The 16,367-nt window shown below is 63.9% G+C and carries 13 protein-coding genes; 5 read left to right on the forward strand and 8 right to left on the reverse strand.

What is annotated here, in order from left to right; all coding sequences use genetic code 11:
- Window positions 1–166: 166 nt before the first annotated feature.
- The 4 genes from glpK to QMZ05_RS36630 all read right to left on the reverse strand — a co-directional run bounded on the left by glpK (window position 167) and on the right by QMZ05_RS36630 (window position 4,949).
- The gene (gene glpK / locus QMZ05_RS36615; protein WP_353705172.1) at window positions 167–1,669 is read right to left on the reverse strand and encodes a glycerol kinase GlpK; all 1,503 of its coding nucleotides are present in this window, start codon (window positions 1,667–1,669) and stop codon (window positions 167–169) included.
- Between the two features lie 231 nt (window positions 1,670–1,900).
- A complete protein-coding gene (locus QMZ05_RS36620; protein WP_353705173.1) occupies window positions 1,901–2,917 on the reverse strand; it encodes an SGNH/GDSL hydrolase family protein in 1,017 nt (338 codons plus the stop codon).
- Window positions 2,918–2,931: 14 nt separating this feature from the next.
- Entirely contained in the window at window positions 2,932–3,705 is a 774-nt protein-coding gene (locus QMZ05_RS36625; protein WP_353705174.1) for an SGNH/GDSL hydrolase family protein, read from the reverse strand.
- Window positions 3,702–4,949, reverse strand: coding sequence for an OpgC domain-containing protein (locus QMZ05_RS36630; RefSeq protein ID WP_074131133.1), 1,248 nt, complete (start codon window positions 4,947–4,949; stop codon window positions 3,702–3,704). Before QMZ05_RS36630 ends, QMZ05_RS36625 begins: the two co-directional genes overlap by 4 nt.
- A 273-nt stretch (window positions 4,950–5,222) precedes the next feature.
- Here QMZ05_RS36630 and apaG point away from each other — a divergent pair, with 273 nt between their 5' ends.
- Complete coding sequence (gene apaG / locus QMZ05_RS36635) at window positions 5,223–5,621, forward strand: Co2+/Mg2+ efflux protein ApaG (protein ID WP_146988385.1); 399 nt, start codon at window positions 5,223–5,225, stop codon at window positions 5,619–5,621.
- A 63-nt stretch (window positions 5,622–5,684) separates the two neighbouring features.
- Here apaG and QMZ05_RS36640 read toward each other — a convergent pair whose 3' ends face one another.
- Window positions 5,685–9,224: a chemotaxis protein CheB gene (locus QMZ05_RS36640; protein ID WP_353705175.1), complete on the reverse strand. Its 3,540-nt coding sequence runs from the start codon at window positions 9,222–9,224 to the stop codon at window positions 5,685–5,687.
- A gap of 143 nt (window positions 9,225–9,367) precedes the next feature.
- Between QMZ05_RS36640 and QMZ05_RS36645 the strand changes: the two genes are divergently transcribed.
- The 3 genes from QMZ05_RS36645 (at window position 9,368) to QMZ05_RS36655 (ending at window position 11,633) form a co-directional block, all read left to right on the forward strand.
- Complete coding sequence (locus QMZ05_RS36645) at window positions 9,368–10,372, forward strand: chemotaxis protein CheB (protein WP_353705176.1); 1,005 nt, start codon at window positions 9,368–9,370, stop codon at window positions 10,370–10,372.
- A 105-nt stretch (window positions 10,373–10,477) separates the two neighbouring features.
- Entirely contained in the window at window positions 10,478–11,227 is a 750-nt protein-coding gene (locus tag QMZ05_RS36650) for a Crp/Fnr family transcriptional regulator (protein ID WP_353705177.1), read from the forward strand.
- Window positions 11,220–11,633, forward strand: a complete 414-nt coding sequence (locus QMZ05_RS36655) for a hypothetical protein (protein ID WP_353705178.1) — start codon at window positions 11,220–11,222, stop codon at window positions 11,631–11,633. Before QMZ05_RS36650 ends, QMZ05_RS36655 begins: the two co-directional genes overlap by 8 nt.
- Window positions 11,634–11,746: 113 nt before the next feature.
- On the opposite strand, the gene QMZ05_RS36660 is transcribed toward QMZ05_RS36655, so the two are convergent.
- From QMZ05_RS36660 to QMZ05_RS36670, 3 genes are all read right to left on the reverse strand, one after another.
- On the reverse strand, window positions 11,747–12,748 hold the full coding sequence (locus QMZ05_RS36660; protein ID WP_353705179.1) for an Hsp33 family molecular chaperone: 1,002 nt from the start codon (window positions 12,746–12,748) through the stop codon (window positions 11,747–11,749).
- 189 nt (window positions 12,749–12,937) lie between these two features.
- A complete protein-coding gene (argF, locus tag QMZ05_RS36665; protein ID WP_353705180.1) occupies window positions 12,938–13,864 on the reverse strand; it encodes an ornithine carbamoyltransferase in 927 nt (308 codons plus the stop codon).
- Window positions 13,864–15,069, reverse strand: a complete 1,206-nt coding sequence (locus QMZ05_RS36670; RefSeq protein WP_353705181.1) for an aspartate aminotransferase family protein — start codon at window positions 15,067–15,069, stop codon at window positions 13,864–13,866. The genes argF and QMZ05_RS36670 overlap by 1 nt, the downstream gene beginning before the upstream one ends.
- A 498-nt stretch (window positions 15,070–15,567) precedes the next feature.
- On the opposite strand from QMZ05_RS36670, the gene QMZ05_RS36675 reads away from it, so the two are divergent.
- Window positions 15,568–16,080 carry a GcrA family cell cycle regulator gene (locus QMZ05_RS36675; protein WP_353705182.1) on the forward strand — a complete coding sequence of 171 codons (513 nt, stop codon included), beginning with the start codon at window positions 15,568–15,570 and terminating at the stop codon, window positions 16,078–16,080.
- Window positions 16,081–16,367 lie beyond the last annotated feature (287 nt).

A 16,367-nucleotide genomic window follows, 5' to 3' on the forward strand; every position in this document is an offset into this window, starting at 1 on the left:
GTGTACTCCCTCTCCCGCTTGCGGGGGAGGGCCGGGGTGGGGGTATCGCCGCGATGGGACCAGTCATTGCGTGGAGAGAGCCCCCACCCGGATCGCATCTTCGATGTGATCCGGCCTCCCCCGCAAGCGGGAGAGGCGTTGGCAAAGTGCCCGCTGCACGAGTTCGCTACTCCCCCTCGTCGCTCGCCAGCACGCCCTTCACGGCGCGGGCCCAGCCGGCGAGCTTGCGCTCGCGGGTCGCCTCGCTCATCGCCGGCCGGAAGCGATGCTCGAGCCGCCAATTGTCGGCGAATTTTGCAGGCTCCGGATAGACGCCGGCATCGAGGCCCGCGAGATAGGCCGCCCCTAACGCCGTGGTCTCCTGAATCATCGGGCGGTCGACCGGCGCGTTGAGCAGGTCGGCGAGCCGCTGCATGGTCCAGTCGGATGCGGTCATGCCGCCGTCGACCCGCAGCACGGTGTTGGCTGCGTTGGCCTCCGGCCAGTCGGTGCGCATCGCGGCCCACAGGTCGAAGGTCTGGTAGCAGACGCTCTCCAGGGTCGCATGCGCGAGCTCGGCCGGGCCGGTGTTGCGGGTCAGCCCGAACAGCGCGCCGCGCACGCGCGGATTCCAGTACGGCGCACCCATGCCGACGAAGGCCGGCACGAGGTAGACGCTCTGCATGCTGTCGGACTTGTCGGCGAGCGGCCCGGTCTCGGCGGCATGCTTGATGATGCCGAGCCCGTCGCGCAGCCACTGCACCGCAGAGCCGGCAACGAAGATCGAGCCTTCGAGCGCGTAGGTGCGCTGACCATTGAGCTGATAGGCGATCGTGGTGAGCAGCTTGTTCTTCGAGGCGACCGGCGTGGTGCCGGTGTTGAGCAGCGCGAAGCAGCCGGTGCCGTAGGTCGACTTCATCATGCCGGGCTCGAAGCAGGCCTGGCCGATGGTCGCGGCCTGCTGGTCGCCGGCGATGCCCGAGATCGCGATCGGGCCGCCGAACAGATCAGCCGTGCTCTCGCCGAACCGGGCGGAGGAATCCTTCACCTCGGGCAGCATCGAGCGCGGCACGCGCAACAGGTTGATGAGGTCGTCGTCCCAGGCGCCGGTGTGGATGTTGAACAGCAGCGTGCGCGAGGCGTTGGTGGCGTCGGTGGCGTGCACCCGGCCGCCGGTGAGCCGCCACAAGAGATAGCAGTCGACGGTGCCGAACAAGAGCTCGCCGCGCTCGGCGCGTTCGCGGGCGCCCGGCACGTGATCGAGGATCCAGGCGACCTTGGTGCCCGAGAAATAGGGATCGATGATGAGACCGGTCTTGGCCGAGATCGCGGGCTCATGGCCCTCGGCTTTCAGTTTGGCGCAGATGTCGGCGGTGCGGCGATCCTGCCAGACGATGGCGCGGTGCACGGCCTGGCCGGTGGCGCGGTCCCAGACCACGGTGGTTTCGCGCTGGTTGGTGATGCCGATCGCGGCGATGTCCTTCGCCTTCAGGCCGGCCTTCTCCAGCGCCTCGCGGCACACCATCACGGTCGAGGTCCAGATGTCCTCCGGCTCGTGCTCGACCCAGCCGGAGGCCGGGAAATGCTGCGGAAACTCCTGCTGCGCGACCGCGGCGATGGAGATGTCGCCGCGAAACACCATGGCGCGCGACGAAGTGGTGCCCTGATCGATGGCCAGCACGAAAGACATGAGCGTTTCCCTTGAGGCTTGGTAGCAGGCGCCAAGGGAGCGGATTACCGCGGCGAGGTCAAGCTGGGGGGCTTGGGGGAAGCTATAAGTCCCGTCATCCTGAGGCGCGAGCCTTGCGGCGCAATTGCGCCGCTGGGCGAGCCTCGAAGGATGCACGGCCCCAGTCGGGCCGTCGACCCTTCGAGACGGCCGCTGCGCGGCCTCCTCAGGGTGACGGGACCGAGAGATCGATCACATCGGCCGGTAGGTCCGCACATCCGACGGGACGTTGACCCCGATCTTGATCGCGCCGACCGAGCGGATGATGTCGTCGCCGAGCAACTGGGCGAAGCAGGCATAGCCCCAGTCGTTCATGTGCAGGCCGTCGGCGATGACGAAATCGTTGATCGGGATCGCCTGCTTCTCGTGCCAGTCACGCATCACCTCGAAGCGCGGGAAGATGCCGACATGGCGCAGCGCGGCGATGCGGCCAAGCAGCTTCACCATGCCGCGCGCGCTTTCCGGACGCTCGGTGACGCGCGGCGAATATTGCGGATCGACCAGCACGAGGTCGGCGCCGTCGGCCTGGATGCGCGCCACGCCGTCCTCGACCTGCTTGGCGGTCTCGACGGGATCGAGGTTGCGCAGCACCGCGTTGGTGCCGACCTGCCAGATCACCATGTCCGGATGCATGTCGATCACTTCGGTCTGCAGCCGCTTCATCATCTCCGGCGCGTCCTCGCCGCCCTTGCCGCGGTTGAGCACGGTGATGTCGGCGGCCGGATATTGCCGACGCAGCTGCGCGGCGAGCCGGTTCGGATAGGTGAATTCCGGCGCCGACGAACCATAGCCCTGGGTCGAGGACGAGCCGAACGCGATGATGACGACCGGCTTGCCGGCGGCGAGCTTGGCTGCGACATGCGGCAGCGAGCCGGTGGTGTTCGGCACGCCGGTGGGTTGATGACAGGGCACGCGGTAGAAGATGTCGGAGGCCGACTTCGCAACCTGCTTCACCTTATCGAGCGCCTGGGAGGCAATGCCGGGCTGTTGTTGATTGGCGGCGTCGGCCGCCATCGCCGCAGGCTTGCCCGCATCAGGCCGTGCGGCGTCGGACTTTGTGGCGGCACCCGATGACAGCGCCGCATGCTGGTCGGCCTGGCCGGTCTGCGCGCGCGACGGCGCGACCGACAGCGGCGCGAGCAGCACGAGCACTGCTGCGGCGCGCAGGCTCGGCCCTGCGGCAAGGCAAAAAGGGAACGCAAAACTCATCAACTCTGCTTCCTCTAATTCTGCTGCACCGGGCCCAGATGGGCCGCATCGATCACGAATTTGGCCAGTGCGCGGCCGAGACAGGCATGAACCTTCTTGGCCAGGTCGACACCATGCGCGGTGCTGAACAGGTCAAAATATCCGGCATCGCTCCATTGCTTCATGATCGCGAACCGGTCGAACAGCGGAACGTCGTGCTGCTGCGCCACCACCTTGATATTGTCGAGATAAGGCGGTGCAGAGATCATCGTCTCCGTGCGCGGGCTGTATTGCAGATTGACCAGCACCACGTCTGCCCCGGCGCCCCGCAGCGCAACAACAGCTTCGTTGATGGCGGTACGGAAGTCGTCAGGATCGACCGCTCGCATAGCATCGACCGTGCCGGTCTGCCAGATAACCAAAGTAGGCTTTTTTGCCTCAACAAGCTTAACAAGGGTTCCCGCGGTCTCTTCCGCGGTGCTTTTTGCCTGTAATTCTACGGATAAATCGATGGTTGCCGCCGGAAACGCCTCCTTCAGCGCCGCCTGCATCGTGGCCGGATAGGCGCTCGCCTCGTTGCCGGGGATGGTCGAGGAGCGGCTGCCCACCACGAGCACGTTGAGCGGCTGATTGGCCTTCACCACATCGGTGACCTTCGGCAGCGAGCTCTCGCTCGTCAACAGATAGGCGGGCACGTCGCAGGGCGGTGCCGGTGGTGCGGGCTCGGGGCTGTCGCCGGCGCGCGCGGGCGCTGCCGCCAAAGTGGCGGCCAGCAACATCAGGCCCAGCATCGTCCGCGCGGACTTCATGCTCCCCCTCCCGCCAGATCGGCGTTGCCGGTGGCACCTTTTTTCGAGGCGCCTTTGTCGGCGGAGTGCTTGTACCACGAAATAATCCACGCCATGCCCCACATGATGAGGATGCCGCAGACGCTGATCAAGGCGTGCAGTGCGGCACCGCCCGACACTTCGGCCAGCACGAAGTGTCCGGCAAAGGCGAGGAAGACCCCGAGACAGAATATCTCAAGCGAATGCTGGCCACACAGGATCAATGGTCGCAGCCAGCGCGATTTCAACCCCGGCCAATCCCGGGGCAGGAAGCGCACCGTGAGGGCTGCGAGCGCCAGGAAATGCGCGAACCGCAACACGTCGAGGTCGGTCTTGTTGATCGGATACATCCACTGCTCGATCACCTTCGGCATGATGTGGCCGAGCTGCGGCACGTACCAGGTCAGCGTCACGAAGAACGCGGCGACGAGGTAGGCGATGCAGATCCACATCGTGATGTTCGACGACAGGATGCGCGACATCCGCCGCGCGCCGCCGAGCGCGCACCAGGCGCCGAACACGAACAGCAATTGCCAGGCGAACGGATTGAACGCCCAGAAGCCGTTCGGATAGGCCGAGAGGTAAAGATCGAACTGCCAGGTCAGCGCGTAGAGCAGCACCGACAGGCCGAGCGTGACGTCGGGCTTCCACTTCATCAGCCACAGAATCAGCGGCAGGAACAGCATCAGGACGATATAGAGCGGCAGCACGTCCATGTTGACGGGGCGGAAGCGCAGCAGCAGCGCCTGCACGATGGTGACGTCGGGCTGCTTGAGGAAGTCCATGATCCCCATTTCCTCGCTGTACAGCGGGTTCTCGAACGAGGTCGCGACATAGGAGATCTCGGCGAGGAAGATCGTGAACAGAAAGACGTGCGCGACATAGATCTGCCAGACCCGGCGCAGGATGCGCGCGGTCGCGATCACGAAGCCGCCCTCCAGCATCGCGCGGCCATAGACGAAGGCCGCGGTGTAACCGGAGATGAAGATGAAGATCTCGGTGGCGTCGGAGAAGCCGTAATTGCGGATCGTCAGCCAGGTCAAAAGATTGGTCGGCAGATGATCGATGAAGATCAGCCACAGCGCGAGCCCGCGGAACAGATCGAGCCGCAGCTCACGCTCGCCGGTCGCCGGCAGCGTGATCGCGGGCGCCGCCGCTGCAACCTTCGCCTCGGCTTTGGCGTCAGCCACCGGCGAACCGGCTATGGGATCGGCAATCGAGCTCATCAAACACCGTGTCAGCTGCGGACGTCCGCAGGCCGTGCTGAAAAGATAATATCGGTCCGCGACTTGCCGACAAAGCGCAGAGTGCGGCGACATGCGGCCGCGCTTTAGAGCGGAACTATGTTGAAACCGCGATGAACGGACCGTCCACGGGGCCGGGTTTTCACAGCCTGGCAGGCGATTGGTTCCGGCTGACCAATTGGCTATGATGGCGCCCTGATTGAGCGTGATCCGGTCGAAAGCAGATCACGCACCACGACCATCGGATTGAGCCGTATGTACCGCGCCGTTACCCGCCAGATCGAAGTCACCGTCGAGCCGAACTTCATGCCCGAGCGCTCGTCGGTCGACCGGCGCGAGTATTTCTGGTCGTACAAGATCGTAATCGTCAATTCCGGCCCGGAAACGGTGCAGCTGCGGACACGGCACTGGATCATCACCGACGCCACCGGCCGCCGCCAGGAGGTGCGTGGCGAAGGCGTGGTCGGCGAGCAGCCGGTGCTGGCGCCCGGCGAACGCTTCGAATACACGAGCGGCGTGCCGCTGCCGACCGCCTCCGGCTTCATGACCGGCAGCTACCAGATGGTCACCGAAGCCGGCGAGCGCTTCGAGATCGACGTGCCGACATTCTCGCTGGACAGCCCGAGCCCGGATGGAAAACGGGTGCTGAACTAAATTAGGCCGCGGCCGCGAATGATCCTCTTTTGCCCGGCGTGGCAGCAGACCCGCGTATTCTGCTCAGCCGAGGCGCTCGCGGTCGTCCAGGCCAGCTCTCGGGATCTGCAACTCGATCGTGCAGACCATCCCGTCGGCGCCGAATTCGCGGCGAACCACGGCATTTGGGATCGCCCTCTCAATCAGCTCGCTTCCAAAGCCGGCCGTCTTCGGTTGCTGGACGGCCGGACCGCCGCTTTCGCGCCAGATGACCGTCAGAAGCGGTTGATCGCCCTGGGTGCGCAATGTCCAGCTCAGATCCACGGTACCGGCTTGTTGCGAGAACGAACCATATTTGGCCGCATTGGTTGCCAGCTCATGGAAAACCAGGCCGAATGGCGTTGCCAGATCGGGAGGCAAGAAGACTGATCCGCCCTTGACCTTGATCCGTTCGTTATTGCCGGAGGTGTAGGGCTCAAGTTGTCTGCGCGCCAGTGTAGCGAGATCGGCCCCCATCCAGTCGGAGTCCACCAGCAGCGAATGGGCCCTGGCCAACGCCGCAAGGCGGCCATCCAGTCTCTCGGTGAATTCATCGTAGGATTTGCTGAAGCGCCGGGTCTGATGCGCAATCGACTGCACGACGGTCAGGGTATTCTTCACCCGGTGCGTCAGTTCGCGCAGCAACAATTTCTGTTGCTCTTCCCACGCCTTGCGTTCGCTCACATCGCGTGTGCTTTCGAGGGCGAGCCGCCGCCCGTCAATCGTCTCGAGGATGATGCGGCTCTCAACCGTCAATTCCCGGCCATTCTTGGTCTTGTGTTGAAGTTCGCCGGTCCAGTTGCCTTCATCGAGCAACTTGTTCCGCAACTCGGCGAATGATCCTCCGGGAACGATCGTGCCCAACAGCTGGTTCTTGCGTTTTCCAACCGCCTCGTCACGGCTATAGCCATAGAGCTGCTCGCTTCCACGATTCCACTCGAGGATGCCGCCGTCATAATCCCAGATGAATATCGGATCGCGCGAGAGCTCGACGAGCTGCATCTGCCGCCGGAGTTGGCGCTCGCTGACCCTGAGCGCATCTTCCGTATGACGGCGGTCAGTCATATCGACGAAGGTGAGGACGATCCCGTCGATCTTGTCGTCGACCGTTCGATAGGGGCGCAGGCGAACGTCGTACCAGCGCCCGTTGCGACTGCGGATTTCATGTTTGATCGGGGAAAGATTGGCGAGCACCGCATGCGCGTCGTTGACAAGGTTCTGGTATTCCAGTCGATGCGCGAAATCCGCAATCGGGCGGCCTTCGTCACTCGGCGTGATGCTGAACAGGTCAGTCACCTGCTGCGTGAAACGCTTGATGCGCAGGCTCGAGTCGAGGAACAAGATCCCGAAATCGGTCGCCGCCATCAGGTTCTGGAGATCGCTGTGCGCGCGCGACACGGCTTCAAGCTTCAGCTTGAGCTCGCTGTTCACGGTCTGCAATTCTTCGTTGATCGATTGCAGCTCTTCCTTGCTGGTCTCCAGCTCTTCGGAGGTTGACCGATATTCCTCGTTGATGGATTGCAGCTCTTCGTTGGCCGCGCGCAATTCCTCGTTGGCGGCGTCGGATTCCTCCCGGGTCGTCCGCAGCCGCGACTGGGTCTGCTGAAGCTCCTCGCGCAGCCGGGCGACAACTTCGTTGGTGGCATCGTTCGCCGGGAGCTGCCCTTCAGCGAGGTGATCAACCCGATCGCCCTCGATGAACAACACCACGGCGCTGCCGGCCCCATGATCGTCGTGGTCGTCCAGCGGCTTCACATGCATCAGCACCTGATGCGGCGCACCGTTGAAGCGGACAGGGATGGGCAGGCTGAGCCAGGGCTGCGAATTGTCAAACACCCGATGCAGGGCTGACCGCAGCTCGAACCGCAGTTCCGGCCGCACCAGGTCTACGATGTTGCCGCTCAGCGGGCCGCCGGACGGTTGCAGGAATCGCCCGGCATTGTCGGACATGTGCAGCACGCGATGCGCTTGATCGACCAGAATGCTCGGTGGCGCGAGCTTTTCCAGTGCCTGGCGGTGTGCCGCAGCTTCATTGAGCAATGACGTCGTGCTTGGTGGCCTGATCGGCTGCGCGGCCTGCTCATGAATCAGGCCGACGCTGCCGAGCAGGCGCGGCAACAGGCGCAGTTCGCCCGGACTGGCCGAGGACTGGTAGATGCGCGCCTTGCGGTCAAACGTGCGAAACTGGCCGGGCGGATGGTCGGCACTTTCCGACGTGCCCAGCATGAGAAATCCATCCGGATTGAGGGCATAATGGAACGTGTTGCACGCCAGTTCCTGCAATTCGCGATCCAGGTAGATCAGGAGATTGCGACAAGCGATGAGATCGATTCGCGAAAAAGGGGGATCCTTGAGCAGGCTGTGACTGGCGAACAGCACCAAATCGCGTAGTTCCTGGCGAACGCGATATTGATCTCCGTCCTTCACAAAGAAACGCCGCAAGCGATCCTCGCTGACGTCCGTCTCGATCGCTGCCGGATACATGCCCTCCCGCGCAATGGCGAGCGCTCGGGCGTCAATATCCGAGCCGAACACCTGGATGGTAGGCCGGATATCCTGCCGCGAGGCCTGCTCGAGCAGCAGCATGGCGATCGAATACGCCTCCTCGCCGGTGGCGCATCCGGGGACCCAGATACGGATCGAACGATCGCTCAGCTTGCCGTTGAACAGCTGCGGGATGACCTGCAGCTCAAGAGCCCGGAACGCTTCCTTGTCGCGGAAAAACGATGTTACCGAAATCAGCAGGTCACCCAACAGCGCCTGTGCCTCATCGGTATTGTCACGCAGCACGTCGTAATAGTCCTTGGGGCTATCCGCCCGGGTGACCTGCATGCGCCGCGCGATCCTGCGCAGGATGGTCGCCCGCTTGTATTTGGAGAAATCGTGCCCGGTGCGAACGCGGACATGGGCGAGAATGCGCCGCAGCAAATCCGCATCCAGGCCGCGCAGTCCGCCGCCCGGTCCGTCATGATTTTTTTCCCGCACCAGTTCGGTCAGACGTTGCGCGATTTCGCCTATCGGCAAAACGAAATCCGCGATGCCGGTTGCGATTGCGCTGCGCGGCATCGAGGGGAATTCGGCCTCGTTGGGGTCTTGCACCAGGATGATGCCGCCCGATTCCTTGACCGCCCGGACGCCGACCGAGCCGTCGGACCCGGCGCCGGTCAGGATGACCGCGCAACCATCCCCATGCTGTTCCGCCAGCGAGCGGAAGAACAGGTCGATGGGTGCCCGCTTGCCGCGCGGCTCGTCGAATTCTGCGGTGGCGATTTCATCGTTGGTGATATGCAGCCGCCGGTCGGGCGGGATCACATAGACGTGGTCCGCCTTGAGCGGGATCGGCTCTCCGACCTGGAGGACGGGCATATGGGTGCGCGCCGCCAGGATGTTCGACATCTCGCTCCGCAGATCGGGGTCGAGATGCACCACCACGACGAAGGCGGCACCGGTTTGCTCGGGTAGTGCGGCAAACAGTTGCTGCAATGCGTGGACGCCGCCGGCGGAGGCACCAATCCCGACGACGACCGTCTTGGCGAGGTTCGGCTCACTCGTTTCGTCCCGTTCCTCGTCGCTGGTATCGGCCATCAGGGCAGTCTCACTTACATTTCGGTCGGGTCGGGATTTTTGATAATGTTATCACGAGTTTCGCTCGGTGAATTTCTATTTGGGTTGATTTCGGAACCAACGCGTCACGCAGTGGTTCCCACCTCGGGGCCATGGAGCACTTCATGGCAAATCGCGACATTGTGGCGATAGGTACCTCCGCCGGAGGGTTCGAAGCGTTGCGCTTTCTTGCCGGTGAATTCTCACCTGATTTCCCGGCTTCCGTTCTCGTGGTGATCCATCTGCCGAGCCAGTTCCGCTCGACCCTTGATGCGATTCTGACCCAGGCGGGGCCGCTGCCGGCCAGCTTCGCCGCGGATGGCGAGAGGCTTGAAAGGAGCCGGATCTATATCGCGCCGCCCGAGCGTCATCTCCTGGTGGAGAGCGATCAGCTACGACTGGGATCGGGGCCGCGCGAGAACAATGCCCGGCCGGCGATCGATCCGTTGTTCCGCTCTGCGGCCCTGTGCTGCGCGCCCCGGTCGGTCGGTGCCGTCCTCACCGGTACGCTGGGCGACGGTGCGGCCGGCCTGTCGGCGCTCAAGCAATTCGGCGGCCTCACGGTGGTGCAGGACCCAGGCGACGCCGCCTTTCCGGAAATGCCAACCACCGCCTTGATGCGTTCGCAACCCAATCATGTGGTCAGTCTCGCGAGTATGCCGGCGCTGTTCGAGAAGCTGGTGCGGCAGCCTGCAGGCCAACCGGTGCCGGTCACAGGAGCCATCGAATATGAAGTCAGCGTCGCAAGTGGCGGACAAGCCAGCATGAGCGAAATGGATCGCATCGGCCGGCGATCGGTGCTTGCCTGCCCCGATTGCCACGGCGTCATGTGGGAAATCGACGAAGGCGAGCTGGTTCGATATCGCTGCCACGTTGGCCACGCCTACACGGCTGAGCTGATGAGCCTTGCCCTCGACGACAATCTGCGGCGGGCGCTCGGCAGCGCGTTGCGGACACTCGACGAACGTATTGCGCTGGCCAGGAAGCTCGCGAGCGAGGCGAGTCTCGGTGGCCGAACGCAGATAGCGAAATCCTGGGCCAGCAGGGTGCGTGAGTTCGAACAGGAGGCAAAGGTCATCCGTGATTCGATCAACCGCACCGACGAGATAGCTGCGCGCTTCGCCGAGTAGCGCCTGCTCCACGTGCAGGAAGGAGACTTTCGAGTTCTACGGAAGTGCGTTGGTAACCTCCGATCGGCTGGGTTCGCCATGTTTGACACAAGAGACAAATCATCGATGCCGCTGAGCCCTCCAGCGCTTCTGAGCAAGCTGGCAGGGCGGTTGATGCTCTCGCCATCCGACCAACGGGCCCTGCTGGCTGCCGCTTCACCGCCGCGACACGTAGCCAAGGGCGATCATCTGATCGAGGAGGGCCAGAAGACCACATCATTGGTGATTCTTTGCAGCGGAATGGCTCGCTCTCTCAGAACGCTGGAGGACGGAAACCAACAGATTGTCGCGATCTTCGTCGCAGGCGAAGCGCTGAATCCGGGCGAGCTCATGTTTCCTTGTTCCCGGACGGCAATCTCCGCACTCACTCCAGCGACTTCGTTGTCAATTCCGCTCGAGAAGCTAAATCAGCTCGTTTCCGAACGGCCTACCATCGCGCGCGCATTGTGGTGGGAGACAGCTGCGCAAGCGGCCATCCAACAGGAGTGGATGGTCTCGCTTGGACGACGCTCCGCCTCGGTCAGATTGGCGCATTTGCTGTGCGAAGTGTCTTACCGCCTGCAAGCTGGCAATCAAAACGCTCAGGATGTCTTCGATCTCCCGCTTACGCAGCATGAACTCGCCGATATCCTCGGACTTTCGACCGTCCATGTGAACCGAACCCTGCAAGTCCTGCGCAGTCAGAACTTGATCGAACTGAGCCGGAACCGGCTCACGATCCGGGACAAGGCCGGTCTTCATGAGATCGCGGAGTTCGACGTCCAATACCTAAGCGGACTGAAACAGCTCGACGCAGGGGAGAGCCGAAATGCCTAGATTCTTTTTCAATCTGACCTCACACGGCAACGTCACGTTAGATGAAACCGGAACGGAGTTTCCGTCCCTTGAGGCAGCCTATATTGATACCTGCCAGGCCATCCTGGACATCGCCTTCGAAAAGCTGCGCGCTCGGCAAGATCCTGCAACGGACAGTTTCGAGATCACCGATGAGCAGCGAAGCGTTTTGATGCTGGTGCCGTTTTGCGAGGTGCTGTTGCCCGCGGCTGCGAAAAACCGGCCGGTGAGACTGAAAACGATCCAGTTACTCGACAACTGCCGGGACCAGTTTGCGCGGAGCGCGGCATTGCAGGCCGATATGCGCGCGGAATTCCAACAGGCGAGAAAGACATTCAGTGACATTCGCGCGAATCTTGCGCGCATTGCCTCTCACACATCCGGGTAGAGCTGGCGCGTGGTCCAGCTGCATTGCAAAGTTTGGCTGCCTGCCAGCGGATTTAACGGGCGGCAGCGTCCGGCGGCGACCCGCCGGACAAGCCTGCGTGCGGAAACGCGCGCTTACTCGACGCCGGCTTCCTGCGGCGTGAATTCGTAGACCGACGAGCAGAACTCGCAGGTCACGACGACCTTGCCGTCCTTGACCATCTCGGCGCGATCGTTCGGCGCAAAGCTCTTCAGCATCGACGACACCGCATCGCGCGAGCAGGAGCACTGCGCGCGCAGCGGTTGCGGGTTGAAGACGCGGACGCCGCGTTCGTGGAACAGGCGGTACAACAGCCGCTCGCCGGACAGATCGGGATCGATCAGCTCGACATCCTCGACGGTTGAGATCAGCGACTGTCCCTCGACCCAGGCATCGTCGTCAGGCACGGAGTGCGTGACCGTGCCCTCGGGCGCGTCGCCCGGATGCAGATCGGCCTGCTTGGCGCGCTCGGGCGACTTGGGCAGGAATTGCAGCAGGATGCCGCCGGCGCGCCAGCGCAGCTTGCCGCCTTCGCCGCCGCGCATCTCCTCGCCGACCGCAAGCCGCACCCGCGTCGGGATCTGTTCCGAGCGCAGGAAATATTCATGGGCCGCCTCTTCCAGGCCGCCGCCGTCGAGCGCGACAAGGCCCTGGTAGCGGCTGGTGTTCGAGCCCTGGTCGATCGTCATCGCAAGGTGACCCTTGCCGAGCAGTTCGCCCGAGCTCTGCCCCGGCTTGAGCTGCGCCGCGTCGTAGCGTGCATAGGCACGCAGCCGGTCGGGCGCCTGGAAATCGACGATCAGGAGCGAGACCGGGCCTTCGGTCCGGGTCTGCAGGATGAAGCGGCCCTCGAACTTCACCGACGAGCCGAGCAGCGTGGTCAGCACGATGGCCTCGCCGAGCAGCTTGCCGACTGCCGGCGGGTAATCGTGCTTGTGCAGGATCTCGTCGAGCGCGGGACCGAGCCGGGTCAGCCGGCCGCGCAAGTCCAGCGCGCCGACCTCGAAGGCCAGCACGGCATCGTCGACAGGAACCGCAGACGGCGCGCGAACTGGCGCCTCGGTCGTGATTTTGATGTCGGGGGATTGTGAAACCATGGCGCTCTATCTGGGGTCTCGGACCGTGAAATAAAGGGGTTCACTAAACCAGAGATGCGTCGTCCCTGCGAAAGCAGGGACCCTAACCACAGGGTTTTGTTGCGACACAAGGCGTCTCCCCTTGCGCCTTTCCACGGGCCGCGGCGTATGGGTCCCTGCTTTCGCAGGGACGACAGCGTTGAAGCGGCCCTACGCGACTTCGTTAAAGCACCAGGCCAGAATGCCCTTCTGCGCATGCAGGCGGTTTTCCGCCTCGTCGAACACCACGGATTGCGGCCCGTCGATCACCTCGTCGGTGACCTCCTCGCCGCGATGCGCGGGCAGGCAGTGCATGAACAGCGCGTCCGGCTTGGCGAGCGACATCAGCTTGGCATTGACCTGATAGGGCTGCAGCACGTTGTGGCGGTGCTCGCCCTCCTTGTCGCCCATCGACACCCAGGTGTCGGTGACGACGCAGTCGGCGCCGCGCACGGCGGCTTCCGGGTCGGTACCGAGCACGATCGGCGCGCCGGTCGCCTTGATCCAGTCGCGCATCGGCTTCTTCGGCGCAAGCTCCGGCGGGGTCGCGACATTGAGCTGGAACTTGAACCGCTCGGCGGCGTGCGCCCAGGAGGCCAGCACATTGTTGTCGTCGCCGGTCCAGGCCACGGTCTTGCCCGCGATCGAGCCGCGATTTTCCTCATAGGTCATGAGGTCGGCCATCACCTGGCAGGGATGCGAACGCCGGGTCAGGCCGTTGATGACCGGCACCGTGGCGTGCGCGGCGAGTTCGAGCAGCGCGTCATGGTTGAGGATGCGGATCATGATCGCATCGACATAGCGCGACAGCACGCGCGCGGTGTCGGCGATGGTCTCGCCGCGGCCGAGCTGCATCTCGGCGCCGGTCAGCATGATGGATTCACCGCCGAGCTGGCGCATGCCGACGTCGAACGACACCCTGGTCCGGGTCGACGGGCGCTCGAAGATCATCGCCAGCGTCTTGCCCTCGAGCGGCTTCCGGCCCTTCTCGTGCGCCTTCAGCTTCGCCTTCATGGCGGCTCCGGCGGAGAGCATGTTGCGCAACTCGCCGAGCGGAAGCTCGTTGATGTCGAGGAAGTGACGGACCGGCTTGCTCATTATCCGGCCTTCCTCGGCTGCGCCGCCGATAATGTCGCGCAGGCGCGCTCGAGCGAGGTGATCGACTGGTCGATCTCGGCCTCGGTCACGATCAACGGCGCGAGGAACCGCACCACGTTGTCGCCGGCGCCGACGGTGAGCAGCTTCTCGCTGCGCAACGCGGCGATCAGATCGCCCGACGGCACCACGGCCTTGACGCCGATCAACAGGCCCTCGCCGCGCACCTCCGACAGCACGCCGGGATAGCGGTCGACGACGGAGGCGAGCTTCTGCTTCAGCAGCAGCGACATCTTCTGCACGTGCTCGAAGAAGCCGGGCTTGAGCATGACGTCGAGCACGGCATTGGCGGCGGCGACCGCGAGCGGATTGCCGCCGAAGGTCGAGCCATGCGAGCCCGGCGCCATGCCGGCCGCAGCCTGCGCGGTCGCCAGCACCGCGCCGATCGGGAAGCCACCGCCGAGCGCCTTCGCCAGCGACATCACATCCGGCGTCACACCCGTGCGCTTGTAGGCGAACAGGTCGCCGGTGCGTCCCATGCCGGTCTGCACCTCGTCGAATGCGAGCAACAGGCCATGCTCGTCGCACAGCGCGCGCAGCGCCTTGAAGAAGGCCTGCGGCGCGCCACGCACGCCGCCCTCGCCCTGCACCGGCTCGATCAGGATGCCGGCGGTGTGCGGGCCGATCGCCTTCTTCACCGCCTCGATGTCGCCATGCGGCACCTGGTCGAAGCCGTCGATCGGCGGGCCGAAGCCCTCGAGATATTTCGCCGAGCCGGTCGCAGCCAGCGTGCCCAGCGTGCGGCCGTGGAACGCGCCCTCGAAGGTGATGATGCGGTAGCGCTCGCCATGGCCCTTGGAGAAGTGATGATGGCGGACCAGCTTGATCACGCCCTCCATCGCTTCCGCGCCGGAATTGCAGAAGAACACGAAGTCGGCAAAGCTCTGCTCGCACAGCCGCGCGGCGAGCACCTCGCCATCCGGGCTCTTGAACAGGTTCGACATGTGCCAGAGCTTGGTCGCCTGTTCCTGCAGCGCCTTGACCAGATGTGGATGCGCATGCCCGAGCGCGTTCACCGCGACCCCCGAGGTGAAGTCGAGATAGCGGTCGCCGTTGGTTGCGATCAGCCAGGCGCCCTCACCGCGCTCGAAGCCGAGATCGACCCTGGCGAAGACGGGGAGCAGATGCGACGAGGCGACGTTGGTCATGGCGTTCACTGCCGGTTTGAGGCCGACAATTGCCGCGCGCATTGACGCCAGCGCAGCAACGGCCAGCTTCGGAAAACAAAACGGCCGCCTTTGCGGGCGGCACGTGGCCAACATTCTATGCTGCGGCGGGACCGTGTCAATCGCCAGGAGCCGCCCTTTTACCGCCCTTCCTGCAACGCGCAGCGAGCGCCATCCGGGGCATTCCGGTGCGGTGGAAAAGCCTCATTGCAATGCTTAACTGTGTGGGAACATGTGGACGCACGGCCGCGGACTCTTGCGCCAGAGTCACGCCATATTGTAGCGTTTGGCCTGTCGGGTACGACATCTCGTGCGGCAGTACTGGACCCTCTAAGTAGCCTTTGTGTCTCGCGTAAACGTTCGGGCGCAACACCGTGCCCGGCGAGGGCTAAGGGATTCTGGCCGCAGGGATATTTGTCCAGATTTGGCTCGCAGCGCCGCTCCAATGACTGGCCGGCGCCATGCGAAAGGAAGAATGCGATGACGGTATTGACCTGGTCCGACGATCGCGTCGAGCAGCTGAAGAAGCTCTGGGAGTCTGGCCTCTCGGCCAGCCAGATCGCAGCGGAACTTGGCAATGTGACGCGAAACGCCGTGATCGGCAAAGTGCACCGGCTCGGCCTCTCCGGCCGCGCCAAGGCTCCCTCCACGGCTGCGCCGCGGCAGCGCAAGGTCCGTCCCGCCCAGCACATGATGCGGGTGGCGCGCCCGGTCTCGCGCGGCAACACCGCGCTCGCGCATGCCTTCGAGGTCGAGATGGAGCCCGATCCGATCTCCTACGACAACGTGGTGCCGATGAGCCAGCGGCTGTCGCTGCTCGAGCTCAACGAGGCCACCTGCCACTGGCCGGTCGGCGATCCCTCGAGCCCGGAATTCTTCTTCTGCGGCGGCAAGGCGCTCGCCGGGCTGCCCTATTGCGCGCATCACTCGCGCGTCGCCTACCAGCCCGCCGCCGATCGGCGCCGGCCGTCGGCGAAGCCACAGATCAAGTAAGCACTCGGGAAACTAGCCTGGACTACAAAAACAAATCCCCGCGCAAGCGGGGATTTTTTTGTGTGCATCAGATTGTAGCCCCGATGTAGCGCAGCGCATGACGTGAGGTGAGCACGCAGATCAGGCTCCCTCCCCCCTTGCGGGGGAGGGTTGGGGAGAGGGGTACCGCTTGCTCCGCTGATGAAAATCGCGAAGAATATGAGCAAAGCTGCAAGCGCGTCTTCGGTTGGGTTGATCAAGCGTCGCTACATGTCTCATAGCACCGCCCGGGGCTTACCCCTCTCCCC

This window comes from Bradyrhizobium sp. INPA03-11B (assembly GCF_040446015.1).
GTDB classification, from domain to species: Bacteria; Pseudomonadota; Alphaproteobacteria; order Rhizobiales; family Xanthobacteraceae; genus Bradyrhizobium; species Bradyrhizobium macuxiense_A.

Coding starts and splice junctions, on each gene's coding strand:
- glpK (WP_353705172.1), bottom strand. CDS start 1,669: ATGTCTTTCGTGCTGGCCATCGATCAGGGCACCACTTCGTCGCGCGCC.
- QMZ05_RS36620 (WP_353705173.1), bottom strand. CDS start 2,917: ATGAGTTTTGCGTTCCCTTTTTGCCTTGCCGCAGGGCCGAGCCTGCGC.
- QMZ05_RS36625 (WP_353705174.1), bottom strand. CDS start 3,705: ATGAAGTCCGCGCGGACGATGCTGGGCCTGATGTTGCTGGCCGCCACT.
- QMZ05_RS36630 (WP_074131133.1), bottom strand. CDS start 4,949: ATGAGCTCGATTGCCGATCCCATAGCCGGTTCGCCGGTGGCTGACGCC.
- apaG (WP_146988385.1), top strand. CDS start 5,223: ATGTACCGCGCCGTTACCCGCCAGATCGAAGTCACCGTCGAGCCGAAC.
- QMZ05_RS36640 (WP_353705175.1), bottom strand. CDS start 9,224: ATGGCCGATACCAGCGACGAGGAACGGGACGAAACGAGTGAGCCGAAC.
- QMZ05_RS36645 (WP_353705176.1), top strand. CDS start 9,368: ATGGCAAATCGCGACATTGTGGCGATAGGTACCTCCGCCGGAGGGTTC.
- QMZ05_RS36650 (WP_353705177.1), top strand. CDS start 10,478: ATGCCGCTGAGCCCTCCAGCGCTTCTGAGCAAGCTGGCAGGGCGGTTG.
- QMZ05_RS36655 (WP_353705178.1), top strand. CDS start 11,220: ATGCCTAGATTCTTTTTCAATCTGACCTCACACGGCAACGTCACGTTA.
- QMZ05_RS36660 (WP_353705179.1), bottom strand. CDS start 12,748: ATGGTTTCACAATCCCCCGACATCAAAATCACGACCGAGGCGCCAGTT.
- argF (WP_353705180.1), bottom strand. CDS start 13,864: ATGAGCAAGCCGGTCCGTCACTTCCTCGACATCAACGAGCTTCCGCTC.
- QMZ05_RS36670 (WP_353705181.1), bottom strand. CDS start 15,069: ATGACCAACGTCGCCTCGTCGCATCTGCTCCCCGTCTTCGCCAGGGTC.
- QMZ05_RS36675 (WP_353705182.1), top strand. CDS start 15,568: ATGACGGTATTGACCTGGTCCGACGATCGCGTCGAGCAGCTGAAGAAG.